This is a genomic window from Okeania sp. KiyG1 (assembly GCF_014132355.1).
Classification (GTDB): domain Bacteria; phylum Cyanobacteriota; class Cyanobacteriia; order Cyanobacteriales; family Microcoleaceae; genus Okeania.
In genome coordinates this window covers 1-18,135 of record NZ_BLZO01000178.1, presented here as the reverse complement: position 1 = coordinate 18,135, position 18,135 = coordinate 1, and the positions used below count along the sequence as shown (strand labels likewise).

14 protein-coding genes and 1 pseudogene are annotated in these 18,135 nt (G+C 35.2%); 8 read left to right on the top strand and 7 right to left on the bottom strand.

Annotation, left to right across the window (positions count from 1 at the left end; all coding sequences use genetic code 11):
- Positions 1–890 precede the first annotated feature (890 nt).
- Together SAGCYANO_RS39010 and SAGCYANO_RS39005 are read right to left on the bottom strand one after the other, a co-directional pair.
- Positions 891–2,030, bottom strand: coding sequence for an NAD-binding protein (locus SAGCYANO_RS39010; RefSeq protein WP_237397123.1), 1,140 nt, complete (start codon positions 2,028–2,030; stop codon positions 891–893).
- A 788-nt stretch (positions 2,031–2,818) separates the two neighbouring features.
- Positions 2,819–3,157 (bottom strand): zinc ribbon domain-containing protein, encoded by a 339-nt coding sequence (locus tag SAGCYANO_RS39005; protein WP_202224931.1) that lies wholly within the window; start codon positions 3,155–3,157, stop codon positions 2,819–2,821.
- Between the two features lie 836 nt (positions 3,158–3,993).
- On the opposite strand from SAGCYANO_RS39005, the gene SAGCYANO_RS39000 reads away from it, so the two are divergent.
- From SAGCYANO_RS39000 to SAGCYANO_RS38985, 4 genes and pseudogenes are all read left to right on the top strand, one after another.
- Positions 3,994–4,635 carry a hypothetical protein gene (locus SAGCYANO_RS39000; protein ID WP_237397122.1) on the top strand — a complete coding sequence of 214 codons (642 nt, stop codon included), beginning with the start codon at positions 3,994–3,996 and terminating at the stop codon, positions 4,633–4,635.
- 554 nt (positions 4,636–5,189) lie between these two features.
- Positions 5,190–5,666, top strand: coding sequence for a TspO/MBR family protein (locus SAGCYANO_RS38995; RefSeq protein ID WP_202224929.1), 477 nt, complete (start codon positions 5,190–5,192; stop codon positions 5,664–5,666).
- Positions 5,667–6,334: 668 nt separating this feature from the next.
- Positions 6,335–7,587 (top strand): annotated as a pseudogene (locus tag SAGCYANO_RS51100) (RNA-guided endonuclease InsQ/TnpB family protein).
- Between the two features lie 270 nt (positions 7,588–7,857).
- Positions 7,858–8,940 (top strand): sodium-dependent bicarbonate transport family permease, encoded by a 1,083-nt coding sequence (locus tag SAGCYANO_RS38985; protein ID WP_202224928.1) that lies wholly within the window; start codon positions 7,858–7,860, stop codon positions 8,938–8,940.
- Between the two features lie 218 nt (positions 8,941–9,158).
- On the opposite strand, the gene SAGCYANO_RS38980 is transcribed toward SAGCYANO_RS38985, so the two are convergent.
- Together SAGCYANO_RS38980 and SAGCYANO_RS38975 are read right to left on the bottom strand one after the other, a co-directional pair.
- The gene (locus SAGCYANO_RS38980) at positions 9,159–9,476 is read right to left on the bottom strand and encodes a P-II family nitrogen regulator (protein WP_202224927.1); all 318 of its coding nucleotides are present in this window, start codon (positions 9,474–9,476) and stop codon (positions 9,159–9,161) included.
- Between the two features lie 564 nt (positions 9,477–10,040).
- Positions 10,041–10,259 carry a hypothetical protein gene (locus SAGCYANO_RS38975; RefSeq protein ID WP_202224926.1) on the bottom strand — a complete coding sequence of 73 codons (219 nt, stop codon included), beginning with the start codon at positions 10,257–10,259 and terminating at the stop codon, positions 10,041–10,043.
- Between the two features lie 1,134 nt (positions 10,260–11,393).
- Here SAGCYANO_RS38975 and SAGCYANO_RS38970 point away from each other — a divergent pair.
- The 4 genes from SAGCYANO_RS38970 (at position 11,394) to SAGCYANO_RS49760 (ending at position 15,071) form a co-directional block, all read left to right on the top strand.
- Entirely contained in the window at positions 11,394–13,118 is a 1,725-nt protein-coding gene (locus SAGCYANO_RS38970) for a sodium:solute symporter (protein ID WP_237397119.1), read from the top strand.
- 492 nt (positions 13,119–13,610) lie between these two features.
- Positions 13,611–14,114: a DUF4149 domain-containing protein gene (locus tag SAGCYANO_RS38965; RefSeq protein WP_202224925.1), complete on the top strand. Its 504-nt coding sequence runs from the start codon at positions 13,611–13,613 to the stop codon at positions 14,112–14,114.
- A 317-nt stretch (positions 14,115–14,431) separates the two neighbouring features.
- Entirely contained in the window at positions 14,432–14,635 is a 204-nt protein-coding gene (locus tag SAGCYANO_RS49765) for a hypothetical protein (protein ID WP_307786298.1), read from the top strand.
- A gap of 247 nt (positions 14,636–14,882) precedes the next feature.
- Positions 14,883–15,071, top strand: a complete 189-nt coding sequence (locus tag SAGCYANO_RS49760; RefSeq protein ID WP_307786297.1) for a hypothetical protein — start codon at positions 14,883–14,885, stop codon at positions 15,069–15,071.
- 166 nt (positions 15,072–15,237) lie between these two features.
- Here SAGCYANO_RS49760 and SAGCYANO_RS38955 read toward each other — a convergent pair whose 3' ends face one another.
- The 3 genes from SAGCYANO_RS38955 to SAGCYANO_RS38945 form a co-directional block, all read right to left on the bottom strand.
- The gene (locus SAGCYANO_RS38955) at positions 15,238–15,513 is read right to left on the bottom strand and encodes a hypothetical protein (RefSeq protein ID WP_202224924.1); all 276 of its coding nucleotides are present in this window, start codon (positions 15,511–15,513) and stop codon (positions 15,238–15,240) included.
- Complete coding sequence (locus SAGCYANO_RS38950; RefSeq protein WP_202224923.1) at positions 15,497–16,060, bottom strand: Uma2 family endonuclease; 564 nt, start codon at positions 16,058–16,060, stop codon at positions 15,497–15,499. Before SAGCYANO_RS38950 ends, SAGCYANO_RS38955 begins: the two co-directional genes overlap by 17 nt.
- 333 nt (positions 16,061–16,393) lie before the next feature.
- Positions 16,394–17,770 (bottom strand): NB-ARC domain-containing protein, encoded by a 1,377-nt coding sequence (locus SAGCYANO_RS38945; protein ID WP_202224922.1) that lies wholly within the window; start codon positions 17,768–17,770, stop codon positions 16,394–16,396.
- Positions 17,771–18,135: the final 365 nt, after the last annotated feature.

Genomic DNA, 18,135 nt, shown 5'->3' with positions numbered 1-18,135 from the left:
GATGTTCAATAATGGATAATTGATAATGGATAATTGATAATTACCTCTCCCTAAAACGGATAGGACTGAATAAAAGGAAAATATTTTCTTGTTTCTCCTTTACATGAGAGGATTTTTACCTTAATTATTCGGTAAGTTTTAAGTTATTAATTCTTAAGATATGGCAATTATTTCTATTTACAGTAAATTGTGAGTATATAAAGTTAAAGATATTAAAAATACATTAATAATAATACTTTTTGGTGCAAGTATCTTGCCCGCTATTGGTGTACTTCACGTAATATAAAATATGATATATTTTTGATTTGGTTGTAACTTATTCAGAATTGCTGTGCTAAGTAATACCAATTTCATAAAATATTGCTACACTGGTTTTCTCTGCTGGTCAGAATTTAGAGATTAATACTGTAACGACCTTTTTGAATTTGCTATAAGATGAAATATAAAAAGAATCCTAGGAATAATTTCTCTGTTTAAAAGACTTTACCTAGAAATTTCGATTTGACTAAAAATAGGGTTTTACTCTAACTAAATGATATATAGGCTATTCCTACTTACTCCTGGAAACAACCTAAGTATTTGTAGCAAAAATTTTAGTATTTCATATAAGTTATAAGCTATTTTTCTCCGACTGCTATTAATGCTAAAAAAATTTCCAAGCGATCGCTTAAAATTATCAAATTTATAGTAAGCATTTCCTGCGGACTGCTGCGCAAACAGCTATTAGCTCTCAGCTCTCAGCAAAAGGATGGGGTTTAAATTAATATAGACTTTAAAGCCGACTTTAGTACTAAGTATAAATTCTGTCTAAATTAGTAAAGCTTTTATCTAAAACTAAAAGCAATAGCTGATAGCTGACGGCTGATAGCTGACGGCTAAATGCTTACAATTTATAATTTTATTTCCCTAGTAGCTATAACAATTAAATTGTCTTTTTCCTGAAAGATATAGCGCTCGGGATTAATTTCAAATTTACCTTGAGGTTGAGAAACTGCTATTAAAATAGCGTTATGATTTTGCTTAATATGTATGAACAAGTCTAAAAAAGTTTTACCTACCCATTCAGTAGTAATAGTTATCCGATAAAACTGATTTCCCCTTTCATAAGTTAGTAATTCTGAAAATACGCCCATTAATCCTCTATTCAAAGCAGCTTGAGCTAATAAAAAACCACTTTGTTCCTGGCTAACTATATAATCATTGACATGACCCATATCTAAATGAGAGCCATATTCACGATTAAGTAATTCAGCACAAGTATAAACATTTGGATTTAATTTTTCGGCTGTTAAGGCAGCTAAAATTGTCCGAGCATCTGCATCTTGGTCGCTACGACCATGAGTTTTATCACACAAAATAATACAAGTTTCAGCTCGACTTATACCTGCTTTTTCTAAAGCAGTAACTTTGGTAAAATCGTCTTTGAGAAATTGTATCCGAGATTTTAAATCTGGAGCAATAAAATTAGGCTCATTATCAAATTCAGCTATTACAATAATTGGTATTCCTTCGCTTTTACCAGCAGCTTTAAATTCTCTAACTATAATCTCAGCTTTGCGGTTCCAACCACAAATAATTGTATGATTACTAAAGCTTTCCCAGTCCACAAAATCATCCTCTCTACGGATTCGATCTACCATAAATGCTGATACTGTTCCAGTGAACATAGCAAAAATAGTAACATTCATAAACATGACAAATACTCCAACTATTTTTCCTCCTAATGAGGATGGTGAAGCTGGAATTGGTTCGCCAGCAAATAGGGAATAAACACTAAACCAAAATCCTTCTTCTAGGGAAGTGAAGTTTGGGTTATTACTACCTTCAAATACTAAGATAGCAACACTACCAAACATAATAGTTAGTAGCAGTAGTCCCACAACTATTAGGTATTCTTTAATTCCTCTTTGTAAGATATAGGGAAAGGTGCTGGCATAACGGTTGAAAAAACCAGGTAATCTGAATATTCTTAGTAGGCGTAATAGTTGTAAAGCTCTAATTGTTCTGAATACTCTTAGTAATGGTAATATAGCTAATATATCTAACCAGTATTCTTGAAAATAAACTTTTTATCAGGGGCAACTATAAACCGGAAACTTAATTCTATAACAAATAATATAGTGAATATTGTACTAAGGATATTACATAATAATAGATAGGGTGATTTTTCAGGTATAGATAATTCTACTATGGTTAATATAACTGAAAAAATTATCATAATACCAATAGTAATATTGACTATTGGTAGTTGTAAAAAACGTTGTATATAAGACTGGCAATTGTGTTTTTTTAATAGGAATAAAAGACTAGAATTGAAATTAGTCATAAATTAAAGAGAAAAACACACCTATTAATACATTATTTGACTATATATAGGATTTTAATCTGGGGTTTGGAGACCCAGTGGTACGAAAAAGGTATAGAGGGAATAGTTAAGGATGGAAAACAGGATTAAATAGTAGCAAACACTAGGATATAAGGTACTCGCTCGGCGCGCTTTTTTTAGACAAAACCTCAATCTAGATTTACATCTCAAATAAAAACACTATATAGCGCTTATCAATTTACTGAGGTACAGTTTTTTCTTATTTTTATTCCCTGTTTCCCTAATTAATGCTCCTTACTCTCTAAAAATTACGAATTTTGTACCTCACGGTTCTTGAGAATTGCTATATATAAATATCCAGCAACTATCAAAATTTTTATAACAGCAGCAGCTTGTTGATTTAATAAACCATGATTTTCTAATTTTTATTTTTGGAGCAAATTATTGGAGTCAAAAAAGGAGTCAAAAATTAGAAAGCTTTTTTGTTATATATTAGTCTCCTAGTTTTTGCTTAAAATTTGGATAGGTACTATGGTCATTGATATTTACTATCCGACTTTCATCGCCTGTTGCTGTTACATTTTCATAGATTCCTTGGTCTCTTTTTACTAATTTACTAAATCCTTGACTTTTTAAATCGCTGATACCTGTTTCTACTATTACTCTAGGGGCACTAATCATACGTTTAACAGGAGTGTCTTCTGGAGTGTCACCCATATCGCATTTAGCTAATTTGCATAACTGGCCCCAAGTTGTAATATTTTCATTTATACTGTGCCAAACTTCTAGTTTTTGCTGATTAGTTGGACAAAAATAATCGTATACAGGCATAGTAATCTTTCTGGTAATAAAAGGCTTAATTTTTAATTATAGATGATGCTAAAGCGTTTCCATAGATTATGAACAGAAAATTAAAATTTTGAGAGATTGTAAGAATAGTGAGGATGAATCAAGAGAGTTTTTGATAGGAAAAAATTATAGGCTAATATCTACAACTCATCTATAAAAACTATCTATATGGTATACCAATTAAAAAAAATAATGCTACCAAAAAAATGCTGACAATTATGCCTAAAAGAACTTATTTAATCTTATAAGCAACCTATTTCGATAGTTTTTCATTTTTTGTAATTTGTTTATTACTTCTGACTTCTTCTCTGTTACTGAATAATTAATAATTAATAATTAAATAATTCTGGTTTAAAGCCTCCCCTTTTAAGGGGAAAAAGCGGTCGTAGCGCAGCTTCCGTAGGGTGGGATGGCGCAATTCGGAGCGGCTCTGTCAAGAGCGGGTCTCCTCGCCATATCCAATCGACCAAGAGAAAAGAAATAATATTTCCTTATATTCAATTCCGTAACGGTTTTAACCAGAGGTAATTATCAATTATCAATTAATGAATTATTCATTAGCGGTCTATGTGAGGCTCTATACTTTTGTCTCAGGTTAATCTGATAAATTAATTAAGCTTAATTATTATTTTCAAAAATCTCGATTGAGTGTTCTTATACTAATCAATTTTTTTTGTTGTCATCCAGCTATGATTAGTTTAAATATACATTTGATGTTAATATAAAATCTCAATATACACAAATCAAATAATTTTAAGGAGAATTAATTAATGAGTGATTTTAAAGTAACACCACAAAGGGATCTAACTACCAGTCAAATGTTAGAGAGATACAATTTAGACGATGAAATAACTCTAAAACATTGGGCACAATTACATGGTATTGACAATAGTCGTGGTTACTACAATCCAGATGAAGTAGATTTAATAGATCATGTACATCATCATATTTATAATCTTGGCATGAGTATTATCGATTATCAAAGTTTTATAGATCGTCGTCAAATTACACCACAAAAATTTACTCAGGAAAATGATAAAAATATGATGGAAAATAATATTTATACAAATGTAAGTAATTCGGCACAAACAGACCAAAATACAGAAAATTTTGTTAGTAATGATTATGATGCAATAAATAATAATTCAGAGGAAATTAATAATGAAGAATATGCAGCAATAGAGACGTTAAAAAAGCAGTATTCTGAAGCAATTGATTTAATGGGAGAAAAAATAGCTGACCATTTTATAGATGAATTAGATCTATCTGTAATGCGACATCTTGTTAAAAAGGTAAAAGAGCGTCAAAGACTTAATGGTAAAGTTTCATCAAATCGTTTTCTGAAAACAATTAAAGCTGTTTTACAGCCTCAAAATGGTAAAAATGGTAATTTTCTTGTTCCTCAAGATAATAAGGATGAATCTAGTATCGAACTAGAACAAAATCATCGACTTGGTTAATTTATTTTTTTAGCAATAGTTTGCTGTTATTGGGGTGGGTTTGACATCAGAATTTTGTGAACTTAGATTGAATCTTTTGTTCAACTTAATACTCCTCATGAATAGTAAGAATAGATTGTTATTCTAATAGACATCTCTAAAAATCAAAAAATAAAATCAATTATTATCCATAAATTATCAATTACTTCTCCCTGTTCCCTGTTCCCTCTTTTATGGAGATGTCTAATAAATATAGCAATCTTATTCAAGATAACAATATCCTTCAATTTGTGAAATATTTCAGACTTTGAGGGAGTTGGGAACAATCAAATTATGATGAATTATTTAGGGTTTATACAAATATAAATCTCTCAAAATAGGGAGTATAAAATGGGCAAAAGGGAGAAATAATTGATAATTTAGGGAATAGGGAATAGTAAAGAAGGGAAAACGGAATTAAATAGTAGCAAATATAAGGATATAAGGTACTTGCATAGGTGCCCTTTTTTTCTTAGAAAAACCTCAATCTATATTTATATATCAAATAAAAACATCAAAACACTATATAAAAAAAAATGATTAAATCTTGGATGATAATTGGTGCGGTTACTTTCTTAATCGCATTTAGTAGTAGCATTTTCACGCCGTCTAGAGGTATCCAATGGTTTAGACATCTACAACGGCCTAATTGGTTAACTTTTGAAAGAGCAATTCCTATCATTTGGACGACAATTTTTATTTGTGGTGCTTGGTCTGCATATATTATCTGGGAACAGGAGCCAGGAACTCAAAAAACTTGGTTATTAATGGCATTATATTTATTATTAGAAATTGTGACAATAGCCTATACACCTGTCATGTTTTGGATGCAAAGTTTGCAGGTAGGAACAATTATTGGAGGAACGGGTTTTGTATTAAGCCTGATACTAATTTTGACTGTCTGGCAAATTAATAGTTGGGCTGGAATATTACTATTACCTTATACATTTTGGAGTCCAATTGGTACCTATACTACTTGGGAAATGAATCGTATTAATTCTGAAAATGAGTAAGATTAATATCAAATTCAAAAGGTAATTACATTCAATAATTGATAATTATCTCTCCCTAAAACGGAACTGATTGAATAAAAGGAAAATTTTTTCTTGTTTCTCCTTTTAAGGAGTAAGACAAATATAGCGATTACTTGTAGCTTATCGATATGATTGAGAATACTAAAGGTTTTGTTTTGTCAAATGTTCGAGGAATTATTCTAAATTGGTGAATATGTCTCTTTAGCTTGTGAAAAGGGGCTGTCGGACTGGTGATTTTGGCTAATTAGTTGTAAGCTATTGATAACTGTGTAATTCATGGGTAAACTTATCTGCCCCCAGTTATTTGCTGGAGCAGGGATATGACTAATAAAAAAGAGAAACCGCCTAACGTTTCCCTAAGAAAGCAGGCGGTTTTTGTATAATATATGTATTTACTAGAATACTCTGAATTTTGCCAAAACAGCTATCTCTGGCAGTTAATTCGATAAGTATCTATAGATATTTACACAAAAAAGCCAAAGCCATAACATACTGCTGAAGCTACAATCCACCATATCGCACCAACTCGATTCGGCAAGGGGTCTCCCGTTATAATCTGCGATTTAACGGTCGGGGAATTGCCGAGCTGCAAATTAAATAGGTTTCGATTGCTGTTCAAATATAGCACTAAAGAGTAGTATAAAATTATGATAATTACTCATTGCTACAAAATTAAGCCTACTTGTGAACAGTCAGTCAAAATTGATTATTGGCTAGAACTGTTGCGGAGGCATTACAATTATGCTTTAGGTCAAAGACTAGACTGGTTAAATAGAACTAGATGTCCAGTTGACCGTTGTTCATTAATTTCATGTCCTATTGGAGAGATTTCCAGTAGACCAGATTATTATTTTCAGCAATCAGCACTCTTACAGACAAAACAGTTATTTCCTGACTACAAAGAAATATATTCGGAAGTTCAACAAATTAACCTACAAAGACTAGATAAAGCTTGGAAACGTTGGCTAATACCTGACAAAAAGGGTAAACGTGGAGGAAGGCCAAGATTTAAAAAATCAGGAAAGTTACGGTCATTGTGTTTTAGTAGAGTTAATCATTCCAAAGCAGTAATTAAATTTGATGGAAAACAAATAATTACTACGAGGTTTGGTGCTATTCCAGTAATAGTCCATAGACCAATACCAGATGGGTTTGTTATCAAAACTGCAACTATAACCAAAAAAGCTGATGGTTATTATGTAAGTTTTAACTTAGAAGATAAGTCGATTCCTAGTCTAATTCCTACAAATAATATCAAAACTGCTGTAGGCATTGATGTAGGCTTAAAAGACTTCTTAACTACCAATACTGGTGAGACTGTTTCTGTACCTAAATTTTATATAAAATCTCAATCTAATTTAGCAAGAAAGCAAAAAAAGTATCTAGAAAAGAAATTGGGTCTAACAATTGGAGGGTGGCACAAAATAAAATAGCTAGACTACATCAACATATAGCTAGACAAAGAGAAGATTTTCATTATAAAACTGCTCATAAATTAGTTAAAGAATATGAGTTAATTGCTGTTGAAGACCTTAACATTAAAGGTTTAGCTAAAAACACTAAACTATCAAAATCAATTTATGATGTAGCTTGGGGAAATTTTATAGAAAAATTGAATGCAGTAGCGGTAAAACGCGGTGTTCATGTCATTAAAGTTAACCCTCACAATACATCACAAAATTGTAGTAATTGTGGCCACAAAGTTCCTAAGACTTTATCAGTTAGAACTCATTCTTGTCCTAGATGTAAAGTAGTTTTAGATAGAGATGAAAACGCTGCAATTAATATATTAAATAAAGCGTTAAACGAGGTGGGTATCATCTTGTCTGCTTGTGGAGGCTTAGATATTGGTCAGCCCGTGAAACAAGAAACTTCTTTGTTTAAGAAACTCCCGTTATAATCTCCGATTTAACGGGAGAGAACTTCACTTGCTGGTAAACTATAGAACAACAAGCCATTGCCCATGAATCACTACTGATTAGCGCGATAATTTGCCCTAGCCGGAGCGAAACCTTATCTTCTAGCACATGACGCGCCGGGATGCAGATGCAATCTATGTGGCGGGTTGACTCGCTGCTCACCCGTTGCATGGAGCCAGCTACCCAGGATTCGAGGCCACGCTTGCCTGCCATCCTGACCCCTAATATCTAAATCAAGGAGGAATTACTACGTGGATTTTTTGTCCGATTTCTTGACGCTCTTCCTGGGGAAGTTGCAGTCCCCGACACTCGGCTTTCTGATTGGTGGTATGATCGTTGCCGCCGTCAATAGCCGACTTCAAATACCAGATTCGATCTATAAGTTCATTGTCTTCATGCTACTCATCAGAGTCGGCCTGAGTGGCGGTATTGCTATCCGTAATGCCGATATATTGCAGATGCTGTTGCCTGCGGCGTTCGCCGTGCTAATAGGCATCCTTATCGTGTTCATCGGGCGCTACTCCCTGGCCAAACTGCCAAACGTCAAAACCGTGGATGCCATTGCGACTGCGGGCTTGTTCGGTGCCGTGAGTGGTTCTACCCTCGCCGCTGGCCTGACGATACTGGAAACGGAAGGCATCGAATACGAACCCTGGGCCGCCGCACTCTATCCCTTCATGGACATTCCAGCCCTCGTGACAGCGATCGTCTTGGCCAGCATTTATATGAGCAAGCAGCGCGATACCACAAAGGAGAATCTCAGCAAGCAGGAGAGTCTCGGCCAGGAGGGTATTACCGCACGCGGGTATCCTAAGCGCGATACCGCAGGTCAGCGGGTCAAGATATGGCCCATTGTCCAGGAAAGCCTCCAGGGCTCTGCCCTATCGGCACTGCTGCTCGGCCTAGCTCTAGGCATACTAACCAGGCCGGAAAGTGTCTATGAGAGCTTCTTCAATGAGCTCTTCCGCGGCCTGCTTTCGATACTGATGCTGGTAATGGGTATGGAGGCCACGGCTAGGATCGGCGAGCTGCGCAAGGTGGGCCAGTGGTACGCCATATATGCCTTTGTGGGGCCGCTCCTGCATGGGTTTATTGCCTTCGGTCTCGGTATGATTGCCCACGTCACCACGGGATTCAGTCTTGGCGGTGTCGTGATCCTGGCCGTCATAGCCAGCTCTAGTTCAGACATTTCAGGGCCGCCCACTTTACGAGCCGGTATCCCCTCAGCTAATCCCTCTGCTTACATTGGCTCGTCCACAGCCGTCGGTACGCCGGTTGCGCTTGCTTTGGGAATACCGCTCTTCATCGGCCTTGCCCAGGCGCTGGGCGGCTAACCCCAGACGGGTCGCGGTCTGCCGATGTTCCCCAGGCACGGCGACCAGCGCGGTGGCTATGTCAAGGTATGCATTGTCTCCATTCAACAGCCACGCAACCTAGACTTATAGGCCAATGACTTCTTCGTCGGTGTCAATGTCCCGCAGGCACGAAACACGGCCACCAAAAAGCCGGGGCATGAGCCCGGCTTTTTTTGTTTGATCGGCTGGGTTTTGAGTCAGAACTTGTGCGCGTGCAGTACCTCCATCACGCTACAAATATAGGCGATGCCCGAATAATCGTCGAAAAACTGCGCTGCGACCTCATCCGAAATCTTCACGGCCATATCCCGATTGGGGGTAAGCACCTCGATCTTGATATTCGCGTAGGCCTCGGAAACGGTGGGTTTTCCCGATGAGCGCATGTTGCGACTGCCTTTACCGCCAGCGTCCACCACTGTATAACCGGTAGCCCCGGCTTCGTCAATGATCTTGGCGATTTTTTTTAGCAGCAACTTTTCCGTGACGATTACTAGCTTGCTGGCTTGCTGGGTCATGTGGGTTACCTCTCGACGGGTGTATTAATTGAACTACACAGAAACTCAGAAAAACGGCAGAACCGCGCGCTATCGCGCTGATCCGAAGCGACGAAGGGAATACCATCGCGTTCGTATACAGGTTGCTTGAAATACTCCCCGGCGTAAACGCGCGGAGATTCTCCTGAAACCAGGATTCTTGGTTTGCTGGCGCAACGCTACGCCAACAACGAGTCCACTTCAATTAAACACCTTGTGGCATCTAATCGGTGAGATGGTTCTCACCCCTATGCGTTTGCTCTATTCCAAAAGCCTGTGGACTTATGCCCTACGGTACAGTTCAAACCTTAAAAAAACTTTGGTTCTCTGGTACTTGTTGCTTAGAGCTTTTCTATGTACAAACATTACTGTACAAAACCCCATAACTCTTCTTTTGGTCAGCATTCCCTTGCGTCTTACGCCGACGTGGGGTCTGACCGCTTGCGCCTGACGGCGATACGAGGTCTGACTAAAGTTTTCAAGGTGCAAACGCTACAATTTGCGTAGCTATAGGTTTTTAGAGCGGTTGAATACCTTTCCGCTTTTTTAAGCATAGCACAAAGTCCCTCTTTTAGAGGGAGGCTTTGAACCCAATTTTTCGGTAAATATTCCAGCACTATGCCATCGATCGGTCAAGAGAAGACGCACTAGGGCCAAGGCTATTTCATTCTCAAAGGTTTTATCGTCCAGACTAATAATTTCACCTACTTCTGGCTTCACAACAAAAAAGTCGGCTAACCTACCAGCATAGTCAATCTGGATCAACCTGGAGCAATACTCATCTAATGGCAGTATTGGAGGGAATACCCTTGACTTTGAACAAATCTTTCAATTAGTCATAATTATATTTTATATAGAATCCGGTTATACAGTGTTTGATTATCGCAAATGTCTAATAATATCTCCTTTAACACGAAAATAACAAAATGTTTGATGATTTGCTCTGACTAAATGATGAGATAAATTACCGAATAATTAAGATTTAAAGCCTCTAAATATCAAGGAATAAAAAAGGTAATTGTTAAATATTTTATCCTGATTATTATTTTCATAAATATTTTCTTCTTAAAAAAGTTGTAGGTAGTAAACAGCGAGGCTTTAGATTCAGTATTATTGATAATTTGACTAGCTTTCAACTAATGGGACTTAGACATTTTTCTAGTATAAAATGTCTGTTTGTGCAGCATTCCGCAGGAAGAGGATGAAAAACAAATTAATTAGTAGTGGTCAAATTGCATTGATTTTTGCAATTTATCTTATACCAAATTGAAAAAGAATGTTACAAATAAACTGGCTATTCAATAATTGATAATTGATAATGGATAATTGATAATTACTTCTCCCTAAAAGGAAGAGGATTGAATAAAAGGAAAATTTTTTCTCTCTTGGTCGATTGGATATGGCGAGGAGACCGCTCTTATCAGAGCCGCTCCGCTTTTAGCGCAGCTTTGCGATAGCAAACGCCATCCCTCGACCGCTTGTTTCTCCTTGCTCATGAGAGGCTTTAAACCTTAATTATTCGGTAAATAACTAATAATCCACCTAAAACCTAAAACCTAGTTCCTATTACCTACCACCTAAAACCACACCTAAAACCTAAAACCTAACATCTAACACCTAGAAAATTATTTGTAGCAAACATTTATCAAATTGGTATTATAGCTATGAAGCAGATAGCTCGGCCTCTATTCATACTTCTACAAGATTATCTATTAATATATGTACAAAAATTGAAAAACAGAATCAATCTATAGTTTATTGTGTTGGCTTTATCATAATAATTACTATATTTGCTTTATTTGATATAAAATGATCGATGATAATTGATTTAGAGATTCATTTTCATGGAAATAATTGATTATATAATTGTAATAATTTACTTGGTATTTATTCTGGTTTTTGGTTTTTCTACAAAGAAAAGCTTCCACAGGAATAGAGTCTTACTTTCTCGGAAATCGGAATTTGCCTTGGTGGGTTTTGGGTGCTTCTGGTATGGCTTCTAATACTGACCTTGCCGGTACTATGATATTAACTGCTTTAGTTTATGCTTTGGGAACTAAGGGATTTTTTATTGAAATTAGGGGTGGAATAGTATTATATTTAGGGTGTTTAATGACATTTATTGGAAAGTGGAATCGTCGCGCTCAAGTAATGACTGTTGCTGAATGGATGCAGTTACGTTTTGGTACGGGTCGGGAAGGAAATATTGCCAGAATTATTAGTGCAGTTGCTAATATTATTTTTGCTATTGCTTCTATTAGTTATTTTGCTGTTGGAGGTGGAAAGTTTTTAGGAGATTTTTTGGGAATTGATGATGGAATTGCTGGGATTTTACTGATTTTATTAGCTTTGGTTTATACTGCTGTTAGTGGTTTTTATGGAGTAGTTTTGACAGATATTTTTCAAGGAATATTGATTTTTGTGGCAATTTTATATATCTGTTTTATGGCTTTTCAAACTGTAAATCTACCAGAGACTTTTTCAATTTCTATTCCTGGTACAGAACAATTACAGCAATGGAGTTTGGCAGAATGGAGTAGTATTACTCCACCAATAACTATTGATTTGCCAGGGGATTATAGTATTTTTAATTTGTTTGGTGGAGTAATGTTGTTTTATACTTTTAAAGTATTTCTTGAAGGTGCTGCTGGTGGGGGTGGTTATGTAGCTCAACGTTACTTTGCTGCGAAGAGCGATCGCGAGGCTGGGTTACTTTCTTTATTCTGGATTTTTTTATTATCATTTCGATGGCCTATGGTTACTGCTTTTGCAGTATTAGGAATAGATTATGGTCTGAAAAATCAGGTAATTTCTGACCCTGAATTAGTTTTACCTACTGTAATTGCTGAATATATTCCTGTAGGAATTAAGGGTTTATTAGTTGCTTGTTTTATTGCAGCAGCAATGTCAACTTTTGATTCTATTATTAATTCTAGTGCTGCATATTGGGTGAAGGATATTTATCAAGCTTACCTTCAACCTGAAGCTTCTAATCAAAAGTTACTTACCCAAGGTCGTTTAGCGTCTATTGTCATTGTTGGTTTAGGGTTAATTTTTAGTTTTAATATCACGAATATTAATGATATCTGGGGATGGTTAACTTTAGGCTTAGGAACTGGGTTGTTTATTCCTTTAGTATTGAGATGGTATTGGTGGAGATTTAATGGTTATGGGTTTGCTATTGGTACTGGAGGGGGTTTGGTTGCAGCTATTTTGACAAAAGGGGTAATTTTACCTGTGGTGAATAATTCTCAATTTCAGGAATATATTTTATTTTTGGTGCCTAGTATTTGTTCTTTTTTGGGATGTATTTTGGGGACATTTTTGACTCCAGCAACTAACTTAGAAACGATTAATAATTTTTATCGGGTGACCAGACCTTTTGGCTTTTGGGGAGTAGTGAGGAAAAATTTACCAACTAATATTCAGGCAAAAATTCAGACAGAAAATCGACGAGATTTTATGGCAGCTTTGATTGCTGTTCCTTGGCAGTTGGTTTTATTTTTGATGGGAATTATGTTGATGATGAAGCAGTGGGATAATTTTGGTATTTTATTATTAATATTTATTGTTTTGTCGATTGGATTGTATTTTGCTTGGTTTAGGTATTTGGATAAAATATAGACTTAAACTAAGAGGATATCTGAAAAGTTTTTTGATACTGAATTTTGCCCCCCTAGCCCCCCAACTTTGGGGGGAACAAGAGTAAATTTTCTTGCTCTAGTCCCCCAAAATTGGGGGATGCGCGGGGGCTTGGGTAAGGTCAAAATAATTGAGAAATTGAGACATAATAAAAATTACTGTTAAAGTCTTCTTTCTAAACCTTAGAAGTAATGAATAATTACTAATAACTGTTAACGTAGTTCCTCCGGAGGAGGCTAACTGACTGCTAATAGCTGTTTGCGCAGTATGACCTAGGAAATGCTTACATTAGGTCAGTATAGAAATGTTTTAACTTTTATATGTTTAGAATCCAAATTTGCCATGGCTGAAGATTATTGGCTCAAATTTATATTATCCTTATCAAATTGTAAAAATACTTAATACTAATTGAGGGAAATTTTAGTTAAGCTGAAGGTAACTCATTCAGATATAACTCTAAATAGGTAAAAATATATGGCAACTATTTATCCAAATCTGGAATCTAATCAAAAACGTTGGCAAACAATAGTTTGTTTAACTTTAGGTTTCTGGTTAAGTGCCTGCATAATTTTAGATGGGGTAATTATGCCTAGTATGTATGCTTCTGGCATGATGAATACATCAGATTTTACAGCAGCAGGCTCAATAATGTTTTCCTTATTTAACCGAGTTGAATTAATTTGTGCAAGCTTGGGTTTAACAGGTTTATTAGTATTAAGTGCTACGCCAAATCATTTAATTAAAAATACTAAAACAGCAATTATATTTTCTATAGCATTATTGGCGATCGCTCTAATTGATACTTACGGTTTAACTCCTCAAATGAGTGCTTTGGGTATAAATCTAAATCTGTTTGAGTCAGTGAAAGAAGTTCCTGTTACTATGAATCAAATGCACGGCGGTTACTGGTTATTAGAAGTAATTAAATTAGTTGTTGGTGGTACTTTACTCGGTTGGTGTTATCAACAAAAAAACTAATAAGTTGTAGGTGAAAAAAGTAGGGTGGGTAAATTTTAGTTGCCCCCTAAATCCCCCAAAATTGGGGGACTTTTGGAAGCAAATTAACTCTTGTTCCCTCCAAAGTTGAGTGGCTAGGGGGCAAAGTTCAGTATCAAAAAACTTTTCAGGTATCCTCTAAAATTAATCTCAATTAAGTTAATATTTGCCCACCCTACAACCTTAAAAAGACAACATATATTTTTATATGCTTCCTGTTTCCTAAAATCTAGAACTTTTTTATAACAGAGGTACTGATAACTGATAACTAATAACTGAAATGACCTCTAAAGAAACTCATGCCTTACAGTAAATTCACCTTAGAGGAAGTTCTCACTAATTTTAATCTTCAACTGGTCGAAAATTTGGGTAAATTTAATAAATTACCAGATGTTATTCCCAGTAAATTTCTTCAAAAAGCTTTAGAATATTATCTACCATTAGCAGTGGCGATTTGCTCCGCAACGCTAGCGCGAACGCTTCGGAAAAAGCTCGTTTCCTGACGGAATGCTCCGCAAACAGAATTTATTATTGCACCGGTATTAGCAGAAGTAAAAAATATCTAATAATCAAATAGGCTTATTTTCTGGCATCGAATTTAATGTTAATCCAGAGCTAGGGTTAAATGGTTTTTGCGATTTTATTATTAGTCGCTCCACATTACAAACGATAATTCAAGCACCAATAGTTACTCTTGTAGAAGCTAAGAATGATAATATTAAATCTGGCTTTGGTCAATGTATTGCCGAAATGGTTGCTGCCCAGATTTTTAATCAAAATAAAGGGAATGAAATTCGCAAAATTTATGGAGTTATTACTACGGGAACAGCTTGGCAATTTTTAGAATTGGAAGCTCAAACTCTAGTATTAGATTTAGAGGAATATTCTATCAAAAACTTACCGCAAATTTTAGGAATATTAACCAGCTTTGTTAGTTAGTAAGAGGTAGAGGGAGTAGGGAGTAGGCAGTAGGGAACCCACCCCTAACCCCTCCCAGGAGGGGAAATAATTGATAATTTATGTACGATAATTGATTTTATTCTTTATTATTGGAAATGTCTAAAGTAGATTCCAACTATTGTGAGATACAAGCAAGTATTAATATTCAAATTTCCGTAGTGCGAGCATCTTGCTCGCCAGTAGCATACTCAGATAAAACAATATTTTTCCTTCTTCCTGCTTCCTTCTTCCTTACTTTTGACTTTTGACTTGTTACTTCTTCTTCACTTTTGACTTTTGAATTTTGACTTGTTACTTCCTCTTCACTTTTTCCTTCTTCCTTCAAAAAAGCTTCCTCTTCACTTTTGACTTTTGACTTTTGACTTCTAAATTCCTTCTTCCTTCTTCCTTCATTAATCACAAATCTAATACAACCAACCAAATAAATCTGCAACAGATAATTGCCAATCTGTTAATAAACTGAGGATGGGTAAACTATCAGAATCATATCTAACTTCTGGTTGCTGGTTAGGTTGAAAAATTAGTACAGATTCATCTTCAGGATCTATTAACCAACCCAACTGAGTACCATTATTTAGACAGAAAAGAATTTTATTAATTAATTGATTAGGACTTTGGTCTGGCGAGAGAATTTCTATTACCCAATCTGGTGCTATTTCAAATCTATTTTCGATTCTACCATTGGGTTTTCTTGGAATACGTTGCCATGCAAAAACTGAAACATCTGGAACTATGGAACGTCCATTAAAAGTACATCTTAATTCTGGGAATGCCATTACTAATTGTTTTGGTCTACCGACTTGATTAATAGCTGATGATAGATAAGCTTGAATTGCACTATGCTCTCCTTGCGGCATTGTTTTTTGATAAATTTTATTGTTAATATATTCGCTTTCTGGTTTTGTTTCTGGCAGTTCAAGAAACTCTTCGAGAGTAATTTTTTTGGATGAATTAACAGCAGTTAACATAATTATTTTACCTCAATGAAATTTTTTTCTTAATTCATTTATTATATCTATTTTTTACCGAAAGATTGCGGTCTAAAACCTCCCCTTTTAAGGGGATAAAAAAAGCGGTCGAGAGATGGCGAGGTCTCCTCGCCATATCTAATCGACCAAGAGAAGAGAATATTCCCGGTCTCAAGCCTCTTGTTTTAGCTAGAGGTACTGATAACTGTTAACGAAGTTACGACCATAGGAGGCTAACTGTTAACTGATAACTGAAATAACTACTTGCCAATCTAGTGTCAGAGTTAATTAATGCAATTAAATAATGTAAGGGCGAACACCCGTTCGCTCCTACTAAATTCTGACTTTATTCGATATGACATACTGCTTCAGCAAAGGTAAAATAGTAAAATTATTTTCTTGTTTTTCTATTAAGGAACGTCGCTGCAAAGATTTAATGATATTCAATAAATCTGAAAGTGGTATTTGTAAATAATCTAATAAATTTGCAATAGCTATTGCTTCCGTTTTGGTTGCTAAGTGAGAGATTACTTGTTTTTCTAATTCTGATAAACGAGCAAACTCCTGGTGTAATAATTCTTTGATGTCTGCATCTAAAAATAGAGGATCATATTGAAATAATTCTGAGATATTTCCACTGAATAAGTCATTAATGGTTGTGGCAATTATATTTAACCAAGTCGGGTTGCCTTGATAAAAGTCAATCAATTTTTGCCATTGTTCGTCTACTTGTAAATCTTGGTCTTTGAGAATTTTTGTAGCTGCTTCTTCGTCTAAACCTTTGAGGTGTAATGAACTAACAGATTTATTTTTACCTGTACTAATTTCTCTGAGTTTTTCTCTACTAATTATTAGGCAACAACTCTGATGGGAGAGTTGGGCGATAAGTTGGAAAAATTGGCTGTAGTTTTCATGTTCTTGAGCGTAATGACTTGCTAGTTTGCCACTACTAAATATTGTTTGGATGTCATCTAATATTATGAGGCAGCGGTGCTTTCTCAAATTTTCTAAAAGATGAGAATTTTCAGAGGTTTCGAGAGTGGAATTTTGGTTAGAGATAAATTGAATTAGTCGGGTTTGAATTGTTTTGAGTGGTGGGGAGTCTCGGAGACTTTGCCAAATTATATAGTCGAATTTATTTTGAATATTTTTGATGAGTTGAAGAGCTAATGCTGTTTTGCCAATGCCATTCATTCCGTGAAGCATCACTATTTTTTTTTGTTCTTGGAGAATCAATTTTTTCAGGGTTTTTATTTTCTGAGTTCGACCATAGAATTTTTTATAGTCTGGTGCATCTGAGAGGTCGATTTTTGCTTTAGGAATAGTCTGGGATTTGTTGATAGTTGGTTGAGTCAAATTTTCAGGGTTTATAGTTTCTGAGGAGGAGGAAGTTTCAGGGCAAAAATTTATATTCTTAATTCCTACAAAATCTTTTTCTATATGTTGTATTGAGAACTGCCATCTATCAAATACAGTGCGTATATTAGATTTATTTACTTGTTCTCCGAAAGTCTCTGAAAAGGTTTTCCATAATTCTGAAGCGACATCTCTAACATGACCATTAGTGCATTGAAATTCTTGAGCAATTTCTGAATATTTTTTACCTTGAAAAGTACCTCTTAATATTACTTGTTGGAGGTCATCTAAATGTTTTCCTGTTTGATTAAAGATGAGATGGTCAGCTAAATTTAAGATTTCTTGGATATCCATAGATGAGGTCAGTAGAAAAGTTTTGTATATTTTAGTCCGACATTACCCTACACCATAAAATTTTTAATCAAATTTAATGACGAAAGAGAGATTTTTCAATCATTAAACTCCCTACTTATGCCAACTATTCCCGACTGACAGTAGAAAAAATTTATGGTGCAATTTAAGATAAGCAAACATTAAGTCACTAAGTTGATTTATGAAAAAGGAATTATTTAGATTACTTCGAGATAAATTCTCTCTAATTTTAAAATATCTACAGCAACAAGAGTTACCCCAGAAGTGAAGAATGCTGTTAACGATATTTTTAATATTTTAGAAATTGAGCCAGACAATGATAATCCTAACAAACGGGAAGTTTATAA

Coding starts and splice junctions, on each gene's coding strand:
- SAGCYANO_RS49760 (WP_307786297.1), top strand. CDS start 14,883: ATGGTTGCTGCCCAGATTTTTAATCAAAATAAAGGGAATGAAATTCGC.
- SAGCYANO_RS38965 (WP_202224925.1), top strand. CDS start 13,611: ATGGCAACTATTTATCCAAATCTGGAATCTAATCAAAAACGTTGGCAA.
- SAGCYANO_RS38950 (WP_202224923.1), bottom strand. CDS start 16,060: ATGTTAACTGCTGTTAATTCATCCAAAAAAATTACTCTCGAAGAGTTT.
- SAGCYANO_RS38995 (WP_202224929.1), top strand. CDS start 5,190: ATGATTAAATCTTGGATGATAATTGGTGCGGTTACTTTCTTAATCGCA.
- SAGCYANO_RS39000 (WP_237397122.1), top strand. CDS start 3,994: ATGTTAGAGAGATACAATTTAGACGATGAAATAACTCTAAAACATTGG.
- SAGCYANO_RS49765 (WP_307786298.1), top strand. CDS start 14,432: ATGCCTTACAGTAAATTCACCTTAGAGGAAGTTCTCACTAATTTTAAT.
- SAGCYANO_RS38945 (WP_202224922.1), bottom strand. CDS start 17,770: ATGGATATCCAAGAAATCTTAAATTTAGCTGACCATCTCATCTTTAAT.
- SAGCYANO_RS39005 (WP_202224931.1), bottom strand. CDS start 3,157: ATGCCTGTATACGATTATTTTTGTCCAACTAATCAGCAAAAACTAGAA.
- SAGCYANO_RS38980 (WP_202224927.1), bottom strand. CDS start 9,476: ATGACCCAGCAAGCCAGCAAGCTAGTAATCGTCACGGAAAAGTTGCTG.